This is a genomic window from Sulfitobacter sp. 1A13368 (genome assembly GCF_043557275.1).
Classification (GTDB): Bacteria; Pseudomonadota; Alphaproteobacteria; order Rhodobacterales; family Rhodobacteraceae; genus Sulfitobacter; species Sulfitobacter faviae.
In genome coordinates, this window is sequence record NZ_JBIFFR010000002.1 from 447315 (window position 1) to 465875 (window position 18561).

The window sequence follows — 18561 nt, forward strand, 5'->3', positions numbered from 1 at the left end:
GCCTGAGCATCTCTTAACCAATCCGGCGGAGCCTGTTTGCATGCAAAACAGGAGAGCCGCGATGCAGTCCGTGCGTGAGATCGCCAGCGCCATCGTCGCCCGCGAGGGCGGCTTTGTGAATGACCCCGATGACCCCGGCGGGGCGACGAAATACGGGGTGACGATCCATACCATGCGCCGCTTGGGGCTGGACCTTACCGGCGATGGGGCGGTCGATGTGGCGGATGTGCGCCGCCTTGGCCGCGCGCAGGCGGTGGATATCTTTGTCCGGCACTACTTTAATGCGCCGCGCATCGCCGAACTGCCCGCACCTTTGCAGCCGAGCGTCTTCGACATGTATGTCAACGCTGGCAGCAACGCGGTGAAAATCCTGCAAAACTTGCTGCGCGAGATGGGGCAGGATATCACCGTTGACGGGGTGATCGGCCCGCAGACGATCCGCGCCGCCCATGCCGCCTGGCAGGCCGCCCCGGATCATCTGGTGGATGCCTACGGCATCGCGCGGCGCAACTACTACTTCCGCCTTGCCGACCGCCGACCCGCCAGCCGCAAATACGCGCGCAGCCGGGCAGGCGGCAAGGGCGGCTGGATCCGGCGCGCGGAGGAGTTCATCGCGCCGCGGTATCACATGAGCGACGCCGATTTCGCACGGAGGGTGGCACAGTGGGGCTGATCGAACGTATCTTCACGACAATCTTCGGCGGTGAGCGGAACGTCATCCGCGACACGGTCGAAGTGTTCCGCGAGAATGCCGAGGCCGGGGCGCAGCGCGCCCATGCGGTGCAGGGCCAAGCCATGGCGCAATATGGGGCCGAGTTCGCTCAAGCGCGGCAAGGTGGCTTTGACCGCTTCATGGATGGGGTTAACCGCCTGCCGCGCCCGATGCTGGCGCTAGGCACGCTCGGCCTGTTCGCCACCGCCATGGTCAATCCGCTGTGGTTCGCCGAACGGATGCAGGGGATCGCCTTGGTGCCCGAGCCGCTTTGGTGGTTGTTGGGGGTGATCGTCTCTTTCTATTTCGGCGCGCGACAGCAGGTGAAATCGCAGGAGTTTCAGCGTGCCATCGTCGGCACCATCGCGCGGGTGCCGCAGGTGGTCGAGAATATCGAGACTTTGCGCGAGATGCGCGCTGACAGCCCTCAAGTGGCCGACACCGGTGCCGACAGCCGTCTGGCCCTCGCTGCGGTCGCGCCGTCGGAGAATGCGGCCCTTGATGCTTGGCGTCGCAGCCGGGGCTGACTGCGACCGATTGACCGTTTTTCATGTTTGATTTGCCATGGCTTAGGGGGCTTCGGCCCCCTATAGTCCGGCCCATGATTACAGAGCTTGGACATTTCGCGCTTGTGCTCGCCTTTGGCGTCGCGCTTGTACAGATGGTGGTCCCGATGTGGGGTGCTTGGCGAGGCCGCGCGGGCTGGATGGCGGTGGCCGAACCGGCGGCGGCGGCGCAATTTATTCTGATCGCCCTGTCTTTTGGCGCGCTGATGTGGGCCTTCGTCACTTCGGATTTCAGCCTGCAACTGGTCGTGGCCAACAGCCATTCCGCCAAGCCGATGCTTTATAAAATCAGCGGCACATGGGGCAATCACGAAGGGTCGATGCTGCTATGGGTGCTGATCGTGGCGCTTTTCGGGGCGATGGCCGCGTGGTTTGGTGGCAACCTGCCGCCCCGCCTGCGCGCGCGGGTGCTCTCGGTACAGGCGGCGATTGGGGTGGCCTTTCTGGCGTTCATCCTTTTCACCTCGAACCCCTTTCTGCGCATGGGCACGCCGCCCTTTGATGGCCAAGACCTGAACCCGCTCTTGCAAGACCCCGGTTTGGCCTTCCACCCTCCGTTTCTTTACCTCGGCTATGTCGGCCTCAGCATGGCTTTCAGCTTTGCCGTGGCGGCGCTGATCGAGGGGCGCGTGGATGCGGCATGGGGCCGGTGGGTGCGGCCTTGGACGCTGGCGGCTTGGGTGTTTCTGACCATCGGCATCGCACTTGGGTCTTGGTGGGCCTATTACGAGCTTGGCTGGGGCGGTTTCTGGTTCTGGGATCCGGTCGAGAACGCGAGCTTCATGCCCTGGCTTTTGGCGGCGGCGCTCCTGCATTCCGCCATCGTGGTCGAGAAACGCGAGAGCTTGAAAAGCTGGACCATCCTGCTGGCCATCCTCGCCTTCGGCTTTTCGCTGATCGGGACTTTCATCGTGCGCTCTGGCCTGCTGACTTCCGTCCATGCCTTCGCCAACGACCCCGAGCGCGGGGTCTTTATTCTGGCCATTCTGGGGGTCTTTACTGGGGGCGCGCTGGTGCTCTATTCGCTCCGCGCCTCGGCGCTGGAGGCGAAAGGCGTCTTTGCTCTGCTGAGCCGTGAGACGGCACTGGTGGTGAACAACCTGCTGCTCGCAGTGGCCTGTTTCGTGGTCTTCGTCGGTACCATGTGGCCGCTGGTGGCTGAGATGTTTTTGGACCGGAAACTCAGCGTCGGGCCGCCGTTCTTTAACGCCGCGTTTACCCCTTTCATGGTAGCGCTCGGGCTGATCCTGCCGATTGGCAGCGCGATGCCATGGAAACGTGCCAAGATCATGCGCGCGCTCTACCCGCTGCGCTATGCCTTCCTGCTGGCGCTGGCGCTTGGGGGGCTGGCCTTTGCCATGCAGACCGGGCGCGGCCTGCTGGGGCCTGTGGGCCTGTTCCTTGGGGCGTGGCTGGTGATGGGCACCGTGGTGGATGCGATGCAGCGTCTTGGGCGCGGCCCGGGCAAGCTGCGCCGGATGCGCCGCCTGCCGCGTGCGGATTGGGGCAAGGCCACCGCGCATGGCGGGCTGGGCGTCACCATGGCCGGGATCGCGGGGCTAATGGCTTGGGCCGTGGATGACATCCGCGTGGCCCGGATTGGTGAGCCTTTTGACGTGGGCAGCTACACGCTGACCCTGCGGGATGTGAGTGAGGTTCGGGGGCCGAACTACCTCAGCACCATGGCCGAGATTACGCTGGCGCAGGACGGCGCGGTGATCTCGACCCTGCGGCCTGAAAAGCGGTTCTACCCCGTGGCGCAGATGCCCACGACCGAGGCGGCGATCGACTATAACCTCGCCCGCGACGTCTATGTGGTGATCGGCGATGCGCAGGACGGCGGCGGTTGGGCGGTGCGGACCTATATCAAGCCGATGACCAATTGGATTTGGATCGGCTGCGCGCTCATGGCGCTTGGCGGGGTGCTGAGCCTCAGCGACCGCCGCTTTCGGGTCGCGGCGGGTGCGCGCAAGCAACCGGCGGGGGTGCCCGCGGAATGAAACGGCTGCTGCTGATCTTGACCCTGCTCGCCAGCCCCCTCTGGGCGGTGCAGCCTGACGAAGTGCTCGACGATCCCGCGTTGGAGGCCCGCGCGCGGGAGTTGAGCCAAGGTCTGCGCTGCCTTGTCTGCCGGAACGAGAGCATTGATGAGAGCAACGCGAGCCTTGCGCGTGACCTGCGTATCTTGCTGCGCGAGCGGCTGGTAGCGGGCGACAGCGATGAGGAGGCGGTGGATTTCATCGTCGACCGATACGGTGAATATGTCCTGCTGAACCCGCAGGCGACGGGGGCCAATTGGCTGCTCTGGGGGGCGGGGCCGCTGATGCTCTTGCTTGCCGGGGGGCTGGGCGCGATCTATCTGCGCGGCCGCGCCCGCAGCAAAACCCCAAGCGAAGCGCCCCTCTCGGCAGAGGAAGAAGCCCGCCTGCGCGATATTCTCGACCGCTGACGCCCCGTTGCACTGGCAGCGGCACATTGCTTTGATATGCTGCGGCCAAGCAATCGAGGATAGCAAGATGGACTATGAAACGATCACCTATGCGCTGACCGACGATGTCGCGCTGATCACGCTGAACCGCGCCGATAAGATGAACGCGCTCACCACGCAGATGCGGGCAGAGCTGACCCATGCGGTGACCGAGGGCGGGCGTGCGGCGCGGGTCGTGGTTCTGACGGGGGCGGGGCGTGCCTTTTGCTCGGGCCAAGACTTGGCCGACCGGGCGGGCGGCGTGGCCGATCTGGAGAAAACGCTGCGCGAAGAATATGCGCCGCTGCTGCGCGCCATCATAAACTGCCCGGTGCCGACCATCGCCGCCGTGAACGGCCCGGCGGCAGGGGCAGGGGCAAATATCGCACTGGCCGCCGATGTCGTCTTTGCGAGCGAGAGCGCCTATTTCATGCAGGCTTTCACCCGCATTGGCCTGATCCCTGACGCGGGCGGCACCTATGCGCTGCCCCGGCAGATGGGCATGGCCAAGGCAATGGGGGCGGCCCTCTTCGCCGATAAGATCACCGCCCGTCAGGCTGACGACTGGGGGATGATTTGGCAGGCCGTCCCGGATGCGGAGTTCGATGCCCATTGGCGCGCCAAGGCCGCGCAATTGGCCGCCGGCCCGACCGCTGCCTATGCCGAGGCCAAGAAGGCGATCCGCGCGTCATGGGACAACGGGCTTGAGGATCAACTCTCGCTGGAGGCCCAAGCGCAGGGCCGCTGCGGCAAGTCGCAGGACTTTGCCGAGGGGGTGACAGCCTTTACCCAAAAGCGCAGCCCCAAGTTTCAGGGGCGCTGAGCGCTAGCAGCTTCGCTCAACCAGCAGCACATCGCTGGCCGAAGGCGCCGGGCCATTCGCCCGCGCCACCACCGCCACAGCGACGCCATCCGCCAAAACCGTATGGACCGAGTTCGAGACCTGCGCGATGGTGATGCGCGGCGGGGTCTGGCCCTTGTCATAGACCACGGCGATCTGGTCGCAGTCATGCAATGTATCGGGGACGAGCGCACCCTGAGGGCCGGGGCCGTCTTCGGCCTTCGCAGGCGTCAGACCGGTGGCGCAGTCCCAGCGAAGCCCTTTGGTCCGGTCCGTTGCGGTCATCCTGCATCCTCTCGTCGCGGCCCGGCTGTACTGCTGGGCGTCTACAATGGGGTGGACGCCAACCGGACTGCCAAAGAGCGAACCCCTTCGGCAGTGCGACAATGATGCCCTTCCCACCCCGAAAAGACATCGTGAAAGGAGGCTACCGCCGCGGGGGGAATCCCGTCAAGCGGGGCGGGGGCATTGTCACGAGGTGCGAAACAGTGCCGCAATTTGGCCGTATTTTCTGCTCCGGTGTTTCGATTCTGGCAAAGCGCTTGGAAACATTCACTGATTTTTCACGCCATTGCTGACAGCGCATATAAGGGCACCGGTTTTCGCGATTCGGGCGCGCGGAATCAGTTGCCCCGCCGGCGCCGCCATTGTTGCCCTAGGGTCAACAACCTCAATCAGCGGTATTGCAAAAACTGGCGGGAGAAACGCGAAACGCCCCGGAAATCCGGGGCGTTTGCATGGTGTCTGAAGGTCGCTTCAGCGGTTCTCGATATCGACGTAGTCGCGCTTGTCCTCGCCGAGGTAGAGCTGACGCGGACGGCCGATTTTGAGCTGCGGATCGCTGATCTGCTCTTTCCACTGGGAGATCCAGCCCACGGTCCGCGCCAACGCGAAGATCGGGGTGAACATCGACGTGGGAAAGCCCATCGCTTCGAGGATGATGCCAGAATAGAAATCCACGTTCGGGAAAAGCTTCTTCTCCGCGAAATACGGATCCTCCAGCGCGGCTTTCTCCAACTCCTTCGCGACCTGGAGGATCGGGTTGTTCTCCACGCCCAGCAGTTCGAGAACCTCGTCGGCGCTTTCCTTCATCACGGTCGCGCGCGGGTCGTGGTTCTTGTAGACGCGGTGGCCAAAGCCCATCAGGCGGAAGGGGTCGTTCTTGTCCTTGGCGCGGGCGATGAACTCTGGGATGCGATCTGGCGTGCCGATCTCCTTGAGCATCTCAAGGCAGGCTTGGTTCGCGCCACCATGCGCCGGGCCCCAGAGGCAGGCAATGCCAGCGGCGATACAGGCGAAGGGGTTCGCACCGGAAGACGACGCCAAGCGCACGGTCGAGGTCGAGGCGTTCTGCTCGTGATCGGCGTGGAGCGTAAAGATCCGGTCCATCGCGCGGCTGAGGATCGGGTTGACCTCATGCTCTTCGGCCGGAACGGCAAAGCACATGCGCAGGAAATTCGAAGCATAGTCGAGATCGTTGCGCGGATAGACGAAAGGCTGGCCGATGGTGTATTTATAGGCCATCGCCGCGATCGTCGGCATCTTGGCGATCAGGCGGATCGTTGCGACCTCGCGCTGGTGCTCATCGTTGATGTCGGTGCTGTCGTGGTAGAAGGCCGACATCGCGCCAACCACGCCCACCATGATCGCCATCGGATGCGCATCGCGACGGAAACCGCGGAAGAAGTTCATCATCTGCTCGTGCAGCATGGTGTGGTTGGTCACCAAGCACTCGAAATCTTCCAGCGCCTTGGGGGAGGGCAACTCACCATAAAGCAGCAGGTAGCAGACTTCGAGGTAATGCGACTTCGAGGCCAGCTGCTCAATCGGGTAGCCCCGGTGCAGCAGCACGCCTTTGTCACCATCAATGAAAGTGATCGTGCTGTCGCAAGCCGCGGTCGAGGTGAAGCCCGGGTCATAGGTAAAGACACCCGCCTGCCCATAGAGCTTGCGGATATCGACAACATCGGGCCCGTCAGTGGGGCTGTGAATCGGCAGATCGAAGCTTTGATCGTCGATCGTCAGCGTTGCGGTTTTATTGTTATTGGTCATGAAATCCCTTCCCGAATGTAGGCTGCGGAGATGCCCCCGCCGTCTGGGCCTAGCCCCATATGGGGCTGTCCCGTTCAGTTATACCTGCCGCCCAAAGAAGTGGTGAACCAAAACTTAGGCCGCGGCGTCCGTCAGTCGGGCAAGGGTCTCATCGCGCCCCAGCACCAACATCATGTCAAAAACCGATGGGGTGACTGCCCTGCCAGCCAAGGCCGCCCGAAGCGGCCCCGCCAGCTTGCCAAATTTGGTGTCATGCGCGGCAGCAAAGCCGTTCAGTACCTCCTCCAGCGTTTCTTTGTTCCAGCTAGCATTTTGCAATTGCGGCGTCAATTCCGACAGTATGCCACGGGATACCGTATCGAGATTCTTTGCCGCTTTCTCATCCGGGGTGATCGGACGTTCGGCCAAGACAAAGGCCGCTTTTTCAAGCAGTTCGGGGAATTTCTTCGCGCGATCTTTCAGACAGTACATCGCCCGTTCCAACGCCTCGGCCTGACCTTCGGTCAGCGCGGGCTCTCCTGCCGCTTCAAGATAGGCTTCAATCTCGCGCCGCAGTGCGGCATCATCGGCCTGTGCGATATGCTGACCGCAGAGGTTTTCCAGCTTTTTCAGGTCAAACTGCGCGGGGCTTTTGCGGATCCCGTCCAGATCGAACCATTCCTGCGCCTGTGCATCGGTAAAGAATTCGTCATCCCCATGGCTCCAGCCCAGACGGGCGAGGTAGTTGCGCACGCCCGCCGCAGGATAGCCCATCACCTGATATTCCTGCGCACCCAAGGCGCCGTGACGTTTCGACAGCTTCTTGCCATCCGCGCCGTGAATCAGCGGGATATGCGCCCAAACCGGCACGTCCCAGCTCATCGCCTCATAGATCATCATCTGGCGGGCGGCGTTGTTGAGGTGATCGTCGCCGCGCACCACATGGGTCACGCCCATGTCGTGATCGTCCACCACCACGGCCAGCATATAGACCGGCGTGCCGTCCGAGCGCAGCAGGATCATATCGTCGAGCTGGTCGTTGCGGATGGTGACATCGCCCTGCACCTGATCGCGGATCACGGTAGTGCCTTCCAGCGGCGCCTTGATGCGGATGACGTAAGGCGCGTCCGGGTGGCTCGCCGGATCGGCATCCCGCCAAGGGGAGCGATAGAGCGTGCTGCGCCCTTCGGCCTTGGCCGCCTCGCGAAAGGCGGCGATTTCTTCTTGGCTGGCGAAGCACTTATAGGCTTTGCCGGCGGCCAGCAGTTCCTGCGCGACTTCCGCGTGGCGCGGGGCATTTTCGAACTGGCTCACGATCTCGCCATCGTGGTCGAGGCCGAGCCACGACATGCCCTGAAGAATCGCCGCCGTCGCTTCGGGGGTGGAACGCGCGCGGTCGGTGTCTTCGATGCGCAGCAGGAATTTACCCCCCCGGCCACGGGCATAGAGCCAGTTGAACAGGGCGGTCCGCGCCCCGCCGATATGCAGGAACCCGGTGGGAGAAGGGGCGAAACGGGTCACAACAGGGGCGTTCATGGCGGAGGGCCTTTCGGTCAGAGATATGCTGTTCGGAGCGGCGTTTACCAATTGGTAACCATCCCGGTCCTAGGATTTGACGCCTGTCTACCCAGTGCGATCCGCGGGGGCAAGCATGGGCCTTTGGAACCAGTTCAGCGCCGTGATGCTGCGCCAGCGCGGGCATCTGTTTTGCTGGGTGCCGGTCTGCCTCGCCTTGGGGATCGGCTGGTATTTTTCGCTGCGGGCAGAGCCTTCGGGGGTGATGCTGGCGGCGGTCGCAGGTGTCGTGGTCGTGCTGGCGGTCGTCGCGCGGGCGCTGCCTGAGGTCACGGCCCCCTTTGCTGTCGCCGCGGCTTTGGTCTTGCTGGGAGTGCTGCTGGCGGCGTTTCGGGCGCATTCGGTGGCAGCCCCGGTTCTCGGCTGGCGTTACTATGGCCCGGTCGAGGGGCGTGTCGTGGCGCTTGACCGAAGCCAGTCCGACGCGCCGCGCGTGACGCTCGATCAGGTCCGGTTGGACCGGGTGCCGCCCGCGCGCACGCCGCCCCGGGTGCGCGTCTCACTCCATTCGACGCTCCCCGCCGCAATTACGCCACGGCCCGGCATGCAGGTGATGACCACGGCGCATCTGTCACCCCCCGCAGGCCCGGTCGAGCCGGGCGGCTTTGATTTTCAGCGCCATGCTTGGTTTGCCGAGTTGGGCGCGGTGGGCTACACCCGCGTGCCGCTTTTGGGCATGGCGGACCCTGTGGAAGGGGGCATCGCGTTGATCCTTTTCCGATTGCGCATGGCCGCCTCCGCGCGGGTGCGCGCCCATCTTCCCGGCGATATCGGCGGTTTCGCCGCCGCCATCACCACCGGCGACCGCAGCGCCATTTCGCAAGATGCCCTGCAAGACCTGCGCAGCAGTAATTTGGCGCATCTATTGGCGATCTCGGGCCTGCATATGGGGTTGCTCAGCGGAGTTGTCTTCGGCGCAGCGCGCCTGCTTCTCGCGTTGCATCCGGTCACCGCCACCCGTTGGCCAAGCCGAAGCATCGCCGCGGGGGCCGCTCTGATCGCCGCCACCGGATACCTCGCGCTGTCGGGCGGAAATGTCGCGACCGAGCGGGCCTATGTCATGTGTGCCGTGGCACTATGCGCCCTGATGATCGGGCGGCGGGCGATCTCTCTGCGCGCGGTCGCCATCGCGGGCATTATCGTCCTGACCCTGCGGCCAGAGGCGCTGATGGGGCCGGGGTTTCAGATGTCATTCGCCGCGACCACGGCGCTTGTCGCCGTCTTTGGCTGGATCCGCGATTTCGAAGGTGAGGTCATTCCCAAACGCCTCCGCCCCGTCGCCGCGGTGGTGATCTCTTCGGCCGTGGCGGGCATCGCCACCGCGCCCATATCCGCCGCGCATTTCAACACGATCGCGCATTACGGATTGGTCGCGAACCTGCTCTCGGTCCCCTTGATGGGGGTCTTGGTCATCCCCGCCGCCGTGCTGGCGGCGATCCTTGCGCCCTTCGGCGGTGAAGGAATACCGCTTTGGGCGATGGGTCTGGGCCTTGAGTGGATCCTATCGGTCGCGGATGTAGTGGCACATCTGCCCGGCGCGCGCAGCTTCGTGCCGGGGCCGGGGGGATGGGTGCTGCCGCTCCTGTCACTCGGGTTTCTCTGGCTCGTCCTGTGGCAAGGTCATGTACGTTGGTTCGGCCTGCCCGCGATCGTGCTGTCTTTCGCCCTCTGGCAAGGAACCACACGCCCGGACGTGCTTGTCGCCGACACGGGAACGCTCGTGGGCGTCATGACCCCGGCGGGCAGGGCGCTCAGCAAAGACAAAGCCGCAGGTTTCGTCGCGCGCAATTGGTTGGAGAATGATGGCGACGGCGCGGATCAAGCCGTGGCCGCCCAAAGATGGGCGGGCCAAGAGGAGGGTATCATCCATCTGTCAGGAAAACGGGCGGTCGCCGCCTTCAGCGGCTGCCAACCCGACGAAGTCGTGGTTGCATCCGTTGATATGGCGATCGCCCGAGATTGGGGCTGCCAAGTCTACGATCCCTTGCGCCTGCGGGAAACCGGCGCAATCGCGCTCAATAAATCGGCGCAGGGTTGGGAAGTCACCACCGCGAAAGACCGCGCCGGGACACGCTTGTGGAACAGCCGCCCGCAGAGTCAGTAAGTGCGGATCAACCCGACCAGTCGCCCCTGAACCTTCACCTTGTCCGAAGGCAGGACCCGCGTTTCATAGGCGGCGTTGGCGGCTTCCAAAGCCACCGAAGACCCTTGTCTGCGGAAACGCTTCAGCGTCGCTTCCTGATCTTCGACCAAGGCCACCACGATATCACCATTATCGGCGACGGAGGTTTCACGGATCACCACGATATCGCCATCGTTAATACCCGCCTCGATCATCGAGTCCCCGCGCACTTCGAGGGCGTAATGCTCCCCCTGACCGGCGATCATCCCGCCGGGCACCGTGACGCTATGGGAAACTTGGGAGATCGCCTCAATCGGGACACCGGCAGCGATCCGGCCCATGACCGGCACATCGAACGCGTGATGCGGCGTGACCGGTTGCGCCGCAGGCGGCGGCGGCGCGTCGGGCCGGTCCCCGTCGATCACGCGGGGGGCGAAACCGGGCGCACCCCCAAGGCTTTCGGGCAATTTGACCACCTCGATCGCACGGGCACGATGGGCAAGGCGCCGGATAAAGCCACGCTCCTCCAACGCTGTGATCAGCCGGTGGATGCCGGATTTCGACCGCAAGTCGAGCGCCAATTTCATCTCATCAAAGCTGGGCGGCACGCCGTCGCGCTGCACGCGCTGGTGGATGAAAGAAAGCAGATCGAGTTGTTTTTTGGTCAGCATCGCGCGGCCCCTGAAGCTTTTATTGCTTTTGTTCTAGGGATGTTCTTGTTTTGTGTCAACCGTGGGTTGGCGTTAAATCAAGATGTACTTTTGCAAATCGCCCGCCTTGCGCGCCGGTTCATTAGGCGGGCGGATCATCAGCGCATCGGCCTGCGCGAGCACGGATAGAAGAGACGAATCCTGCCGATCATCCGGGTGGAGTGCGCCATCCCGAAGATGGGCGCGCATGTAATGTGCACGCGGCCCATTCGGGCCAATCTCGCGCCCAAGGGGGGCTTCGGACATGACAGCATGGACTTCGGTCAGCCCAAGCATGCGCCGCAGCATCGGAAACACGAAGATCGCACCGCAAACCATTGCAGAAACGGGGTTTCCCGGCAGCCCGATCATCGCGGCATCGCCGATTTTGCCTGCCATCAACGGCTTGCCGGGCCGCATCGCGACCTTGTAAAATGATTGCTCCATGCCAAGCTCAGCCGCCACGGGCGCGATGAGGTCATGATCACCCACCGACGCGCCGCCGACGGTGACGATCAGATCCGCGCCGCGGGCCAGGGCGAAGGCCTGTTTAAGCGACGCTGTCGTGTCCCGCGCGATAGGCAGCATGCGCACTTCGGCGCCCGCCTCTTCGAACATCGCGGCGAGGCCGTAGCTATTGGAGGCGATGATCTGGTCGGGGCCGGGGCTTTCACCGGGCTGCACCAATTCATCCCCCGTGGCGAGGATCGCGATGATGGGTTTGCGGGTGACGGGCACCTGTGCCACGTTCATCGCAGCGAGGAGCGCCACATCGGCGGGGCGCAGAACGCGCGGAGCGGTTAGGTCTTCGCCTTTGGTGAAGTCTCCGCCGGCAGGGCGAATATTGTCTTTGTCATCAATACTGTGGCCGAGGGTGATAAGGTCGCCCCGCCGGGTCACATCTTCTTGGATCACCACGAAATCGGCGCCTTCCGGCACCGGCGCGCCGGTGAAAATGCGCACGGCTTGTCCGGCCCGCAGGCTGCCCGCGTAGCCATGGCCAGCCGCGGCTTCGCCGACGACTTTGAACATCGCATCCGCTTCGACTTCGGCGCGGCGCAGGGCGTAGCCGTCCATAGATGAGGCGGCGAAGGGCGGCTGGCTGCGCTGCGCGCGCACGGGCTGCGACAAGACACGGCCATTGGCGGCGCGAAGGGCGACTTCTTCGGTTTCCAGAGGTGCAACAAGGTTCAGGACGGCTTCCAAAGCCGCTTCGACGCTGATCATGTCGCCTCGTAACGGCCTGATTTGCCGCCATCTTTTAGAACGACCCGCGTGCCGCCAATCTCCATCGCTTTATCCACGGCTTTGGCCATGTCATAGACGGTGAGAGCGGTAACGGAGGCCGCGGTTAGGGCCTCCATCTCAACCCCGGTTTGGCCAGTGGTTTTGACAGTGGCGAGAATGCGAATGCCGGGCAGTGCGGCGTCGGGAGTCAGATCGACGCTCACCTTGGTGATCGGCAGAGGATGGCAAAGCGGGATCAGGTCTGCCGTCCGTTTGGCCGCCATGATCCCGGCAAGCCTTGCGACCCCCAGAACATCACCTTTCTTAGCGCGCCCTTCAGTAATGATATCAAGGGTTTCCGGCGCCATCTTGATGTAGCTTTCAGCCTTGGCCACCCGCGAAGTCACGGCTTTCTCCGAGACATCGACCATATGGGCGTCGCCCTCGGCGTCGAAATGGGTGAGCGCCATTACATCCCTCCGGGAACGAGCGGGTTTGTGAGCAGATCGCGGGTGGCCTGTTCGACATCTTGCTGGCGCATCAGGCTTTCGCCGATGAGGAAACAGCGCGCGCCGTAGATTGCCATATCAGCAAGATCGGCGGGGGTGTAGAGGCCGGATTCACAAACCAGCATACGGTCGTGGGGGACGGCCTCTGACAGTTGACGCGTCACATCAAGAGAGGTCTCGAAGGTATTGAGGTTACGGTTATTAATCCCGATCATGCGGCTGTTGAGCTTTTCAGCCCGGGCCAGTTCTTCCGCGTCATGAACCTCGATCAGCGCGTCCATGCCCCATTCATCAGCGGCTTGCTCAAGTTCCGCGGCCTGCGCGTCAGAGACGGAGGCCATAATGATCAGGATGCAGTCGGCACCAAGGCTGCGCGCTTCGGCGACCTGATAGGGATCGTAAAGGAAATCCTTGCGCAGGACCGGCAGATCGCATTCGGCGCGGGCTTCGACGAGGAATTCCTTCGCGCCTTGAAAACTCGGGGTGTCGGTAAGGACCGAGAGGCAGGTCGCGCCGCCTGCGGCATAGGCGCGGGCGAGGGCGGCGGGTTCGAAATCTTCGCGGATCAAACCTTTGGAGGGGCTGGCTTTTTTGATCTCGGCGATCAGGCCGTAGCCTTCGCGGGAGGCTTTGTGCAAGCTCTGCGCGAAGGGGCGGACTGGCGGGGCGGCGCGGGCCGCAGCTTCGACCTCTGCTTGCGATTTTTCGGCCTTGGCAGCGGCAATTTCGTCCAGCTTGTAGGCTTTGATTTTTTCAAGAATTGTGGCGGTCATGGCTTCCTCACGGCTTTGTCCAATGTATGCCGGGCTTGCCTTGGCCCTGCAACCAGTCATTCACGCGGCTGAAGGGGCGTGAGCCGAAGAAGCCGCGCCTTGCAGATAGCGGTGAAGGGTGCGGCGTCTCTATCTTCAGGTTGCGCGCCGGATCGACCTCTGCCGCCGCCTTTTGCGCATGCGCCCCCCAAAGCAGGTAGGCGCGGGGGCGATCAGAAAGACGGTTGAGCACCTGAGCGGTTAACCTTTGCCATCCGAGCCTCGCGTGCCCATGCGCGCAGCCCGCCGGAACGGTCAGCACGCTGTTAAGCAGCAGAACCCCTTGATCGGCCCAGAACCGCAGGTCTGGGTCTTGCGGTGATGCGCCAAGATCGGCGTCTAACTCCTTGAAGATATTGACAAGGGAGCGGGGAATGGGGCGCACATCCGGCTCGGCCGAGAAGGCGTAGCCATGGGCATGGCCGGGAGTCGGATAGGGGTCTTGACCAAGGATCACCACCTCCAAAGCCGACGGTTGCAGATGCTCAAGTGCTGCGAATATCTGCGGGGCGGGCGGCAAAACCTCCCGCGTCTCTGCGGCGAGCCGCTCTGCTATGCGCGGCCAATCCTCGGCGAAAAAGGGCAGTTCGGCCCATTCGCCGAGGGCAGTGAGGCTCGGTGGCGTCATGCCGACTGGCTGATCCGCGCCACTTTTTCGATCCGGTCACGCGCCGCGCCGCTGTCGATGCTTTCGCGGGCCATCTCGACGCCGGTTTTCAGATCCGGGGCCACGTCGGCCACTACCAAAGCAGAGGCTGCGTTCAGCAACACAGCGTCGCGGTATCCTGATGGAACTCCGTCCAGGAGCGCCTTGAAATGTTTGGTGTTTTCGGCGGGCTCACCCCCGGCGATAGCTTCGAACGGATGGACCGGGAGGCCCGCGTCTTCGGGGTGCAATTCGCGCAGGTTGACGACACCGTCTTCCAGTGCTGCGACCCAACTGACGCCGGTGATGGTCAGCTCATCCGTGCCATCGGAGCCATGCACCAGCCATGCTTTTTCCGAACCGAGCTGCTTGAGTGTCAGCGCCATCGGTTCAATCAGATCGCGGGTATAGGCGCCGGTCAGCTGCCGTTTGACCCCTGCCGGATTGGTCAGCGGCCCGAGGATGTTAAAAATCGTGCGGGTGCCAAGCTCGGACCGGGTCGGCATGACATGGGCGACGGCGGGGTGGTGCATGGGCGCCATCATGAAACCGATGCCAGCTTCGGCCAATTCACGCTCGACCACCGCGGGGCCGACCATGACGTTGATCCCCAGCTGCGACAGCGCGTCGGAAGCACCTGATTTCGAACTGAGGTTGCGGTTGCCGTGTTTCGCCACGACAGCGCCTGCGCCCGCGGCCACGAAGGCGGCGGCGGTTGAGATGTTCAGCGTGCCCTTGCCGTCACCGCCGGTACCAACGATGTCGATCGCGCCTTCGGGCGCGCGGACGGCGTTGCATTTGCTGCGCATGACCTGTGCCGCGGCGGCATATTCGGTGACCGTCTCCCCGCGTGTGCGCAGCGCCATGAGGAACCCGCCGATCTGGCTGGGGGTCGCTTCGCCCTCGAACAGAATTTCAAAGGCTTCAACGGCCTGATCCGAGGTCAGCGGCCCGTTCGCGGCGGCATCCAGCAGGGGTTTCAGCGCGCTACTCATGCCGGGACCTTCATCTCGTTCAGGAAGTTTTGCAGCAGGGCGTGGCCATGCTCGGACCGGATCGATTCCGGGTGGAATTGCACGCCGTGCAGGGGCAACTCCCGGTGTTGCAGGCCCATGATGGTGCCGTCTTCAAGCGCTGCGGTAATCTCAAGGCAGTCGGGCAGGCTCGCGCGTTCGACCACCAGCGAGTGATAGCGCGTGGCCCCGAAGGGCGAGGGGAGCCCGGCGAAAACGCCGCGCCCGTCGTGCTGCATCTGGCCCAGTTTACCATGCACGATATCATCCGCGCGCACGACCTTTCCGCCAAAGGCTTGGCCAAGCGTTTGATGGCCAAGGCAGACCCCGAGAAGCGGCACGCGCGCGGCAGCAGCGGCATGGGTCAGCTCTAGGCAAATTCCCGCTTGGTCGGGGTCGCAGGGGCCGGGAGACAGCAGGATACCGGCGGGGTTCATGGCCATCGCTTCGCCCACGCTGAGCGCGTCGTTGCGGTGCACCTGCACATCCGCCCCGAGGCTGCCCAGATAGTGGACCAAGTTATAGGTAAAGCTGTCGTAGTTATCGATGAGCAGCAGCACAGGCAGGCATTTCTTTGTATTAGGACTGGAGAAACCGCGCCGGAGCGCGGTATAGGTTTTCGCATACATGTTCAGGCTTGAACTCCATCGTCAAGAGTTTGGGGCAAGCCAATTGAGGGGAACGCCGGGCTTTCTGGCCATGGCGCAGACAGCAGGAGTAGCGCAGATGGCACGCGGAGTTCTGAGCGGGCTGATTTGGGGCGGTGTGGCAAGCATCGGTGTGGCCGGTGCGGTGTCGCTGATGATGCCTTTGCCGCTGCCGCCGCAGGTTGGCGATGCGCCCGGATCCGGCCCCGCCCCGGCGCGGATCAATGTGACGGACGCAGGCGAGCAGGGGCGCAGCCGCGATAGCGCGCCGGTGTTGAACGCCCCCGCGCCGCGCGCAGATGTGCCGCAGCAAGACAGCCTCGCCGCGCTTGACCCCGACACGCAGACCTCGGCCAGTCTGCCTGAAACCGGGGGTGCCGAGGGGCTCAGCACCCCCGCGGCTCCCGAGGGGCAGACGCCGATGTCGCCCGGCGCGGAAGAGCCTGTGCTGCCCAATCCGCAGGCCGCAGCGCCGGATGCCCCGCCTGCGGCGGATGAGCTTTCGATCAGCACCGAACCCGCGCAGCCGCCCGCGCCGGATGTGGCGGATATCGAAGGGGCCTTTGACGCGCCGCAGGGCATGGCCGCGCCGGAGGTCGAGGAGGAGGAGGCGATCACCCTGCCGGCGGAGGAGGTCGTGGTTGAACAGCCGGAGGCTGAAGCCGGAGCGATCGAAGACGTGCCTCGCGGTGAGGGGGAGACCGCTGAAGCTGACCTGTCTTCCCCGGTGCCTGAGCCGGAGAACATCGAGGGGACAAGCCCCGCGCCGCTGGAAGAGCCGGAGGTTACCGAAGCCACCCCAGAGCCTGCTGAAACTGAAGCCGACAGTCGCCCGGCCATCGGCACACCAGCGACCAGCCTGACCGAGCGAGACACAGGCGTCGTGATCAACCGCCCCGGTGCAGAGGTGGTGGCAGAGCCCGCTGAAGCTGACGAAATCGTGAACGAGGACCCGCGCCCTGTGGTGGTCAACAGCCTCCCGAGCGACCTGCCTGAGGGCAAGCCGCTGATGAGCGTGGTGCTGATCGACGATGGCACCTCGGTCACCGCAGGCAGCGCCGGGTTGGCCGCATTGCGCAGCTTTCCCTATCCGCTGAGTTTCGCCGTCGATAGCACCCTGCCGGATGCCGCCGAGCGGGTGGAAACCTACCGCGAGGCTGGGTTCGAGGTCTTGGCCATGGTCGACCTGCCGCAGGGCGCGCAGCCCAGCGATGCCGAGACTACATTTGGCGCCACGCTCGACCAGATTGGCCCGGTGGTGGGGGTGTTGGAAGGCACCGAAAGCGGCTTTCAAGGCAGCCGCGCGCTGGCCGATCAGGTGACCGATATTCTCGCGCAATCAGGCCACGGGTTGGTGACGCAGGACAAGGGGCTTAACACCATGCCCAAGCTGGCGCGCAAGGCGGGTGTGCCTGCCGATCCGGTGTTTCGCGATTTCGACAGCAAAGACCAATCGGCCCGGGTGATCCGGCGTTTTCTGGATCAAGCGGCTTTCAAAGCGGGGCAGGAGGGTGCTGTGATCATGCTGGGCCGCCTGCGCCCCGATACCGTCTCCGCCCTGTTGCTCTGGGGGCTGCAAGACCGCGCGAGCGATGTGGCCTTGGTCCCGATCTCGGCGGTGCTGCTGCGCGAGGAATGACCCGGCGCGGCGCGCGCCTTGGCGCTAGATGATCTCGTCTTCGTCGAAGAGCGGGTCTTCCTCCAACTGGCTGGCGAGTTCATCCACCGTCGCCTCCGCCGCGCGGGGGCCGAGTTTGGCAAGGTGAAAGACCGCATCGCCTTCGTTAACGATGGGCAGCATCGCCCGCCCGATCAGGATGCCGGGCGCATCGGCCAGAAGCTCGGCCTCCTCTTTGCCGAAAGGGTCTGAGACGATGGCCAGAAGATCGCCCTCGGCGACGGTTTCCCCCTCGGCCCGGAAGGTGCGCAGCAGGCCGCCTGCGGGGGCGCGCAGCCAATGGGAAGCGGTGCAGATATAGGGCGCGCTGCGAGCGCGGGCGATGCCCTTGGCGGGCAGCATTTCTTGGCCGCGCATCACGCGCAGGATGCCAGCAAGCCCCGCACGCACGGCCATCTCGTCAAAGCGCAGCCCTTCGCCCGCCTCGTAGAGCAGGATCGGCGTGCCTTGTTTCGCGGCGACCGCGCGCAGCGATCCGTCGCGCAGGGGGGAGGTCAGCACCACCGGCGCGCCGAAATCCAGCGCCATTTTCTGGGTCACCTTATCCGCCGGAGAGACGCGCACTTGCGGCAGGTTCGTGCGATGAATTGCTGCCGAATGCAGGTCGATGCCGAAGTCGCAGCGCAGCACCACCTCTTGCAAAAAGATATGCGCCAGCCGCGCGCCGAGGCTGCCGGTGGGCGAGCCGGGGAAGCAGCGGTTCAGATCACGGCGGTCGGGCAGGTAGCGCGAGCGGTTCAGGAAGCCGAAGGAGTTCACGACAGGCACGACTATGAGCGTGCCGCGTAGCGCCGAGAGTTGCGGCGTGCGCAACAGGCGGCGCAGGATCTCGACGCCGATCACCTCATCCCCATGCACCGCTGCTGAGACGAACATCGTCGGCCCGGGCCGTTTGCCGTGGAAGATTTCCAGCGACAGATACACCGGCGTGTGGTCCGGCAGGATCGAGACGGGCAGATCAACGGCAAGGCTGCTGCCGGGCGCGACGGAATGCCCCGCGATCTGGAAGGGCGCGCGGGGGGCCAT

At 64.1% G+C, this 18561-nt stretch carries 18 protein-coding genes; 7 read left to right on the forward strand and 11 right to left on the reverse strand.

Going from position 1 to position 18561, the window contains the following annotated elements:
- Positions 1-61: 61 nt before the first annotated feature.
- From ACGYK4_RS05730 to ACGYK4_RS05750, 5 genes are all read left to right on the forward strand, one after another.
- The gene (locus ACGYK4_RS05730; protein WP_394455774.1) at positions 62-673 is read left to right on the forward strand and encodes a holin-associated N-acetylmuramidase; all 612 of its coding nucleotides are present in this window, start codon (positions 62-64) and stop codon (positions 671-673) included.
- Positions 664-1239 (forward strand): holin family protein, encoded by a 576-nt coding sequence (locus ACGYK4_RS05735; protein WP_394455531.1) that lies wholly within the window; start codon positions 664-666, stop codon positions 1237-1239. Before ACGYK4_RS05730 ends, ACGYK4_RS05735 begins: the two co-directional genes overlap by 10 nt.
- Before the next feature lie 74 nt (positions 1240-1313).
- Positions 1314-3278: a heme lyase CcmF/NrfE family subunit gene (locus ACGYK4_RS05740; protein WP_394455532.1), complete on the forward strand. Its 1965-nt coding sequence runs from the start codon at positions 1314-1316 to the stop codon at positions 3276-3278.
- Positions 3275-3727 carry a cytochrome c-type biogenesis protein CcmH gene (locus tag ACGYK4_RS05745; protein ID WP_394431847.1) on the forward strand — a complete coding sequence of 151 codons (453 nt, stop codon included), beginning with the start codon at positions 3275-3277 and terminating at the stop codon, positions 3725-3727. The genes ACGYK4_RS05740 and ACGYK4_RS05745 overlap by 4 nt, the downstream gene beginning before the upstream one ends.
- 67 nt (positions 3728-3794) lie before the next feature.
- Positions 3795-4568 (forward strand): enoyl-CoA hydratase-related protein, encoded by a 774-nt coding sequence (locus ACGYK4_RS05750; protein ID WP_067260694.1) that lies wholly within the window; start codon positions 3795-3797, stop codon positions 4566-4568.
- Positions 4569-4571: 3 nt separating this feature from the next.
- Here ACGYK4_RS05750 and ACGYK4_RS05755 read toward each other — a convergent pair whose 3' ends face one another.
- From ACGYK4_RS05755 to gltX, 3 genes are all read right to left on the reverse strand, one after another.
- Entirely contained in the window at positions 4572-4871 is a 300-nt protein-coding gene (locus tag ACGYK4_RS05755; protein ID WP_394431851.1) for a hypothetical protein, read from the reverse strand.
- Between the two features lie 471 nt (positions 4872-5342).
- Positions 5343-6638 carry a citrate synthase gene (locus ACGYK4_RS05760; RefSeq protein WP_271691449.1) on the reverse strand — a complete coding sequence of 432 codons (1296 nt, stop codon included), beginning with the start codon at positions 6636-6638 and terminating at the stop codon, positions 5343-5345.
- 114 nt (positions 6639-6752) lie between these two features.
- Positions 6753-8153 carry a glutamate--tRNA ligase gene (gene gltX, locus ACGYK4_RS05765; protein WP_394455533.1) on the reverse strand — a complete coding sequence of 467 codons (1401 nt, stop codon included), beginning with the start codon at positions 8151-8153 and terminating at the stop codon, positions 6753-6755.
- A gap of 115 nt (positions 8154-8268) precedes the next feature.
- On the opposite strand from gltX, the gene ACGYK4_RS05770 reads away from it, so the two are divergent.
- Complete coding sequence (locus ACGYK4_RS05770) at positions 8269-10296, forward strand: ComEC/Rec2 family competence protein (protein WP_394455535.1); 2028 nt, start codon at positions 8269-8271, stop codon at positions 10294-10296.
- On the opposite strand, the gene lexA is transcribed toward ACGYK4_RS05770, so the two are convergent.
- From lexA to ACGYK4_RS05805, 7 genes are all read right to left on the reverse strand, one after another.
- Complete coding sequence (gene lexA, locus ACGYK4_RS05775) at positions 10290-10985, reverse strand: transcriptional repressor LexA (RefSeq protein WP_394431857.1); 696 nt, start codon at positions 10983-10985, stop codon at positions 10290-10292. The genes ACGYK4_RS05770 and lexA overlap by 7 nt on opposite strands.
- Before the next feature lie 72 nt (positions 10986-11057).
- Entirely contained in the window at positions 11058-12230 is a 1173-nt protein-coding gene (gene glp / locus ACGYK4_RS05780; RefSeq protein WP_394455537.1) for a gephyrin-like molybdotransferase Glp, read from the reverse strand.
- Entirely contained in the window at positions 12227-12700 is a 474-nt protein-coding gene (gene moaC / locus ACGYK4_RS05785) for a cyclic pyranopterin monophosphate synthase MoaC (protein ID WP_394431861.1), read from the reverse strand. The genes glp and moaC overlap by 4 nt, the downstream gene beginning before the upstream one ends.
- On the reverse strand, positions 12700-13512 hold the full coding sequence (gene trpC / locus ACGYK4_RS05790) for an indole-3-glycerol phosphate synthase TrpC (RefSeq protein ID WP_394431863.1): 813 nt from the start codon (positions 13510-13512) through the stop codon (positions 12700-12702). Before trpC ends, moaC begins: the two co-directional genes overlap by 1 nt.
- Positions 13513-13519: 7 nt before the next feature.
- Positions 13520-14179, reverse strand: coding sequence for a uracil-DNA glycosylase (locus tag ACGYK4_RS05795; RefSeq protein WP_394431865.1), 660 nt, complete (start codon positions 14177-14179; stop codon positions 13520-13522).
- Positions 14176-15192 carry an anthranilate phosphoribosyltransferase gene (trpD, locus tag ACGYK4_RS05800; protein ID WP_271691441.1) on the reverse strand — a complete coding sequence of 339 codons (1017 nt, stop codon included), beginning with the start codon at positions 15190-15192 and terminating at the stop codon, positions 14176-14178. The genes ACGYK4_RS05795 and trpD overlap by 4 nt, the downstream gene beginning before the upstream one ends.
- Positions 15189-15770, reverse strand: coding sequence for an anthranilate synthase component II (locus ACGYK4_RS05805; RefSeq protein ID WP_394402659.1), 582 nt, complete (start codon positions 15768-15770; stop codon positions 15189-15191). Before ACGYK4_RS05805 ends, trpD begins: the two co-directional genes overlap by 4 nt.
- Before the next feature lie 166 nt (positions 15771-15936).
- On the opposite strand from ACGYK4_RS05805, the gene ACGYK4_RS05810 reads away from it, so the two are divergent.
- Entirely contained in the window at positions 15937-17496 is a 1560-nt protein-coding gene (locus ACGYK4_RS05810; protein ID WP_394431868.1) for a divergent polysaccharide deacetylase family protein, read from the forward strand.
- A gap of 24 nt (positions 17497-17520) precedes the next feature.
- Here ACGYK4_RS05810 and ACGYK4_RS05815 read toward each other — a convergent pair whose 3' ends face one another.
- Positions 17521-18561 (reverse strand): succinylglutamate desuccinylase/aspartoacylase family protein, encoded by a 1041-nt coding sequence (locus tag ACGYK4_RS05815; protein WP_394431870.1) that lies wholly within the window; start codon positions 18559-18561, stop codon positions 17521-17523.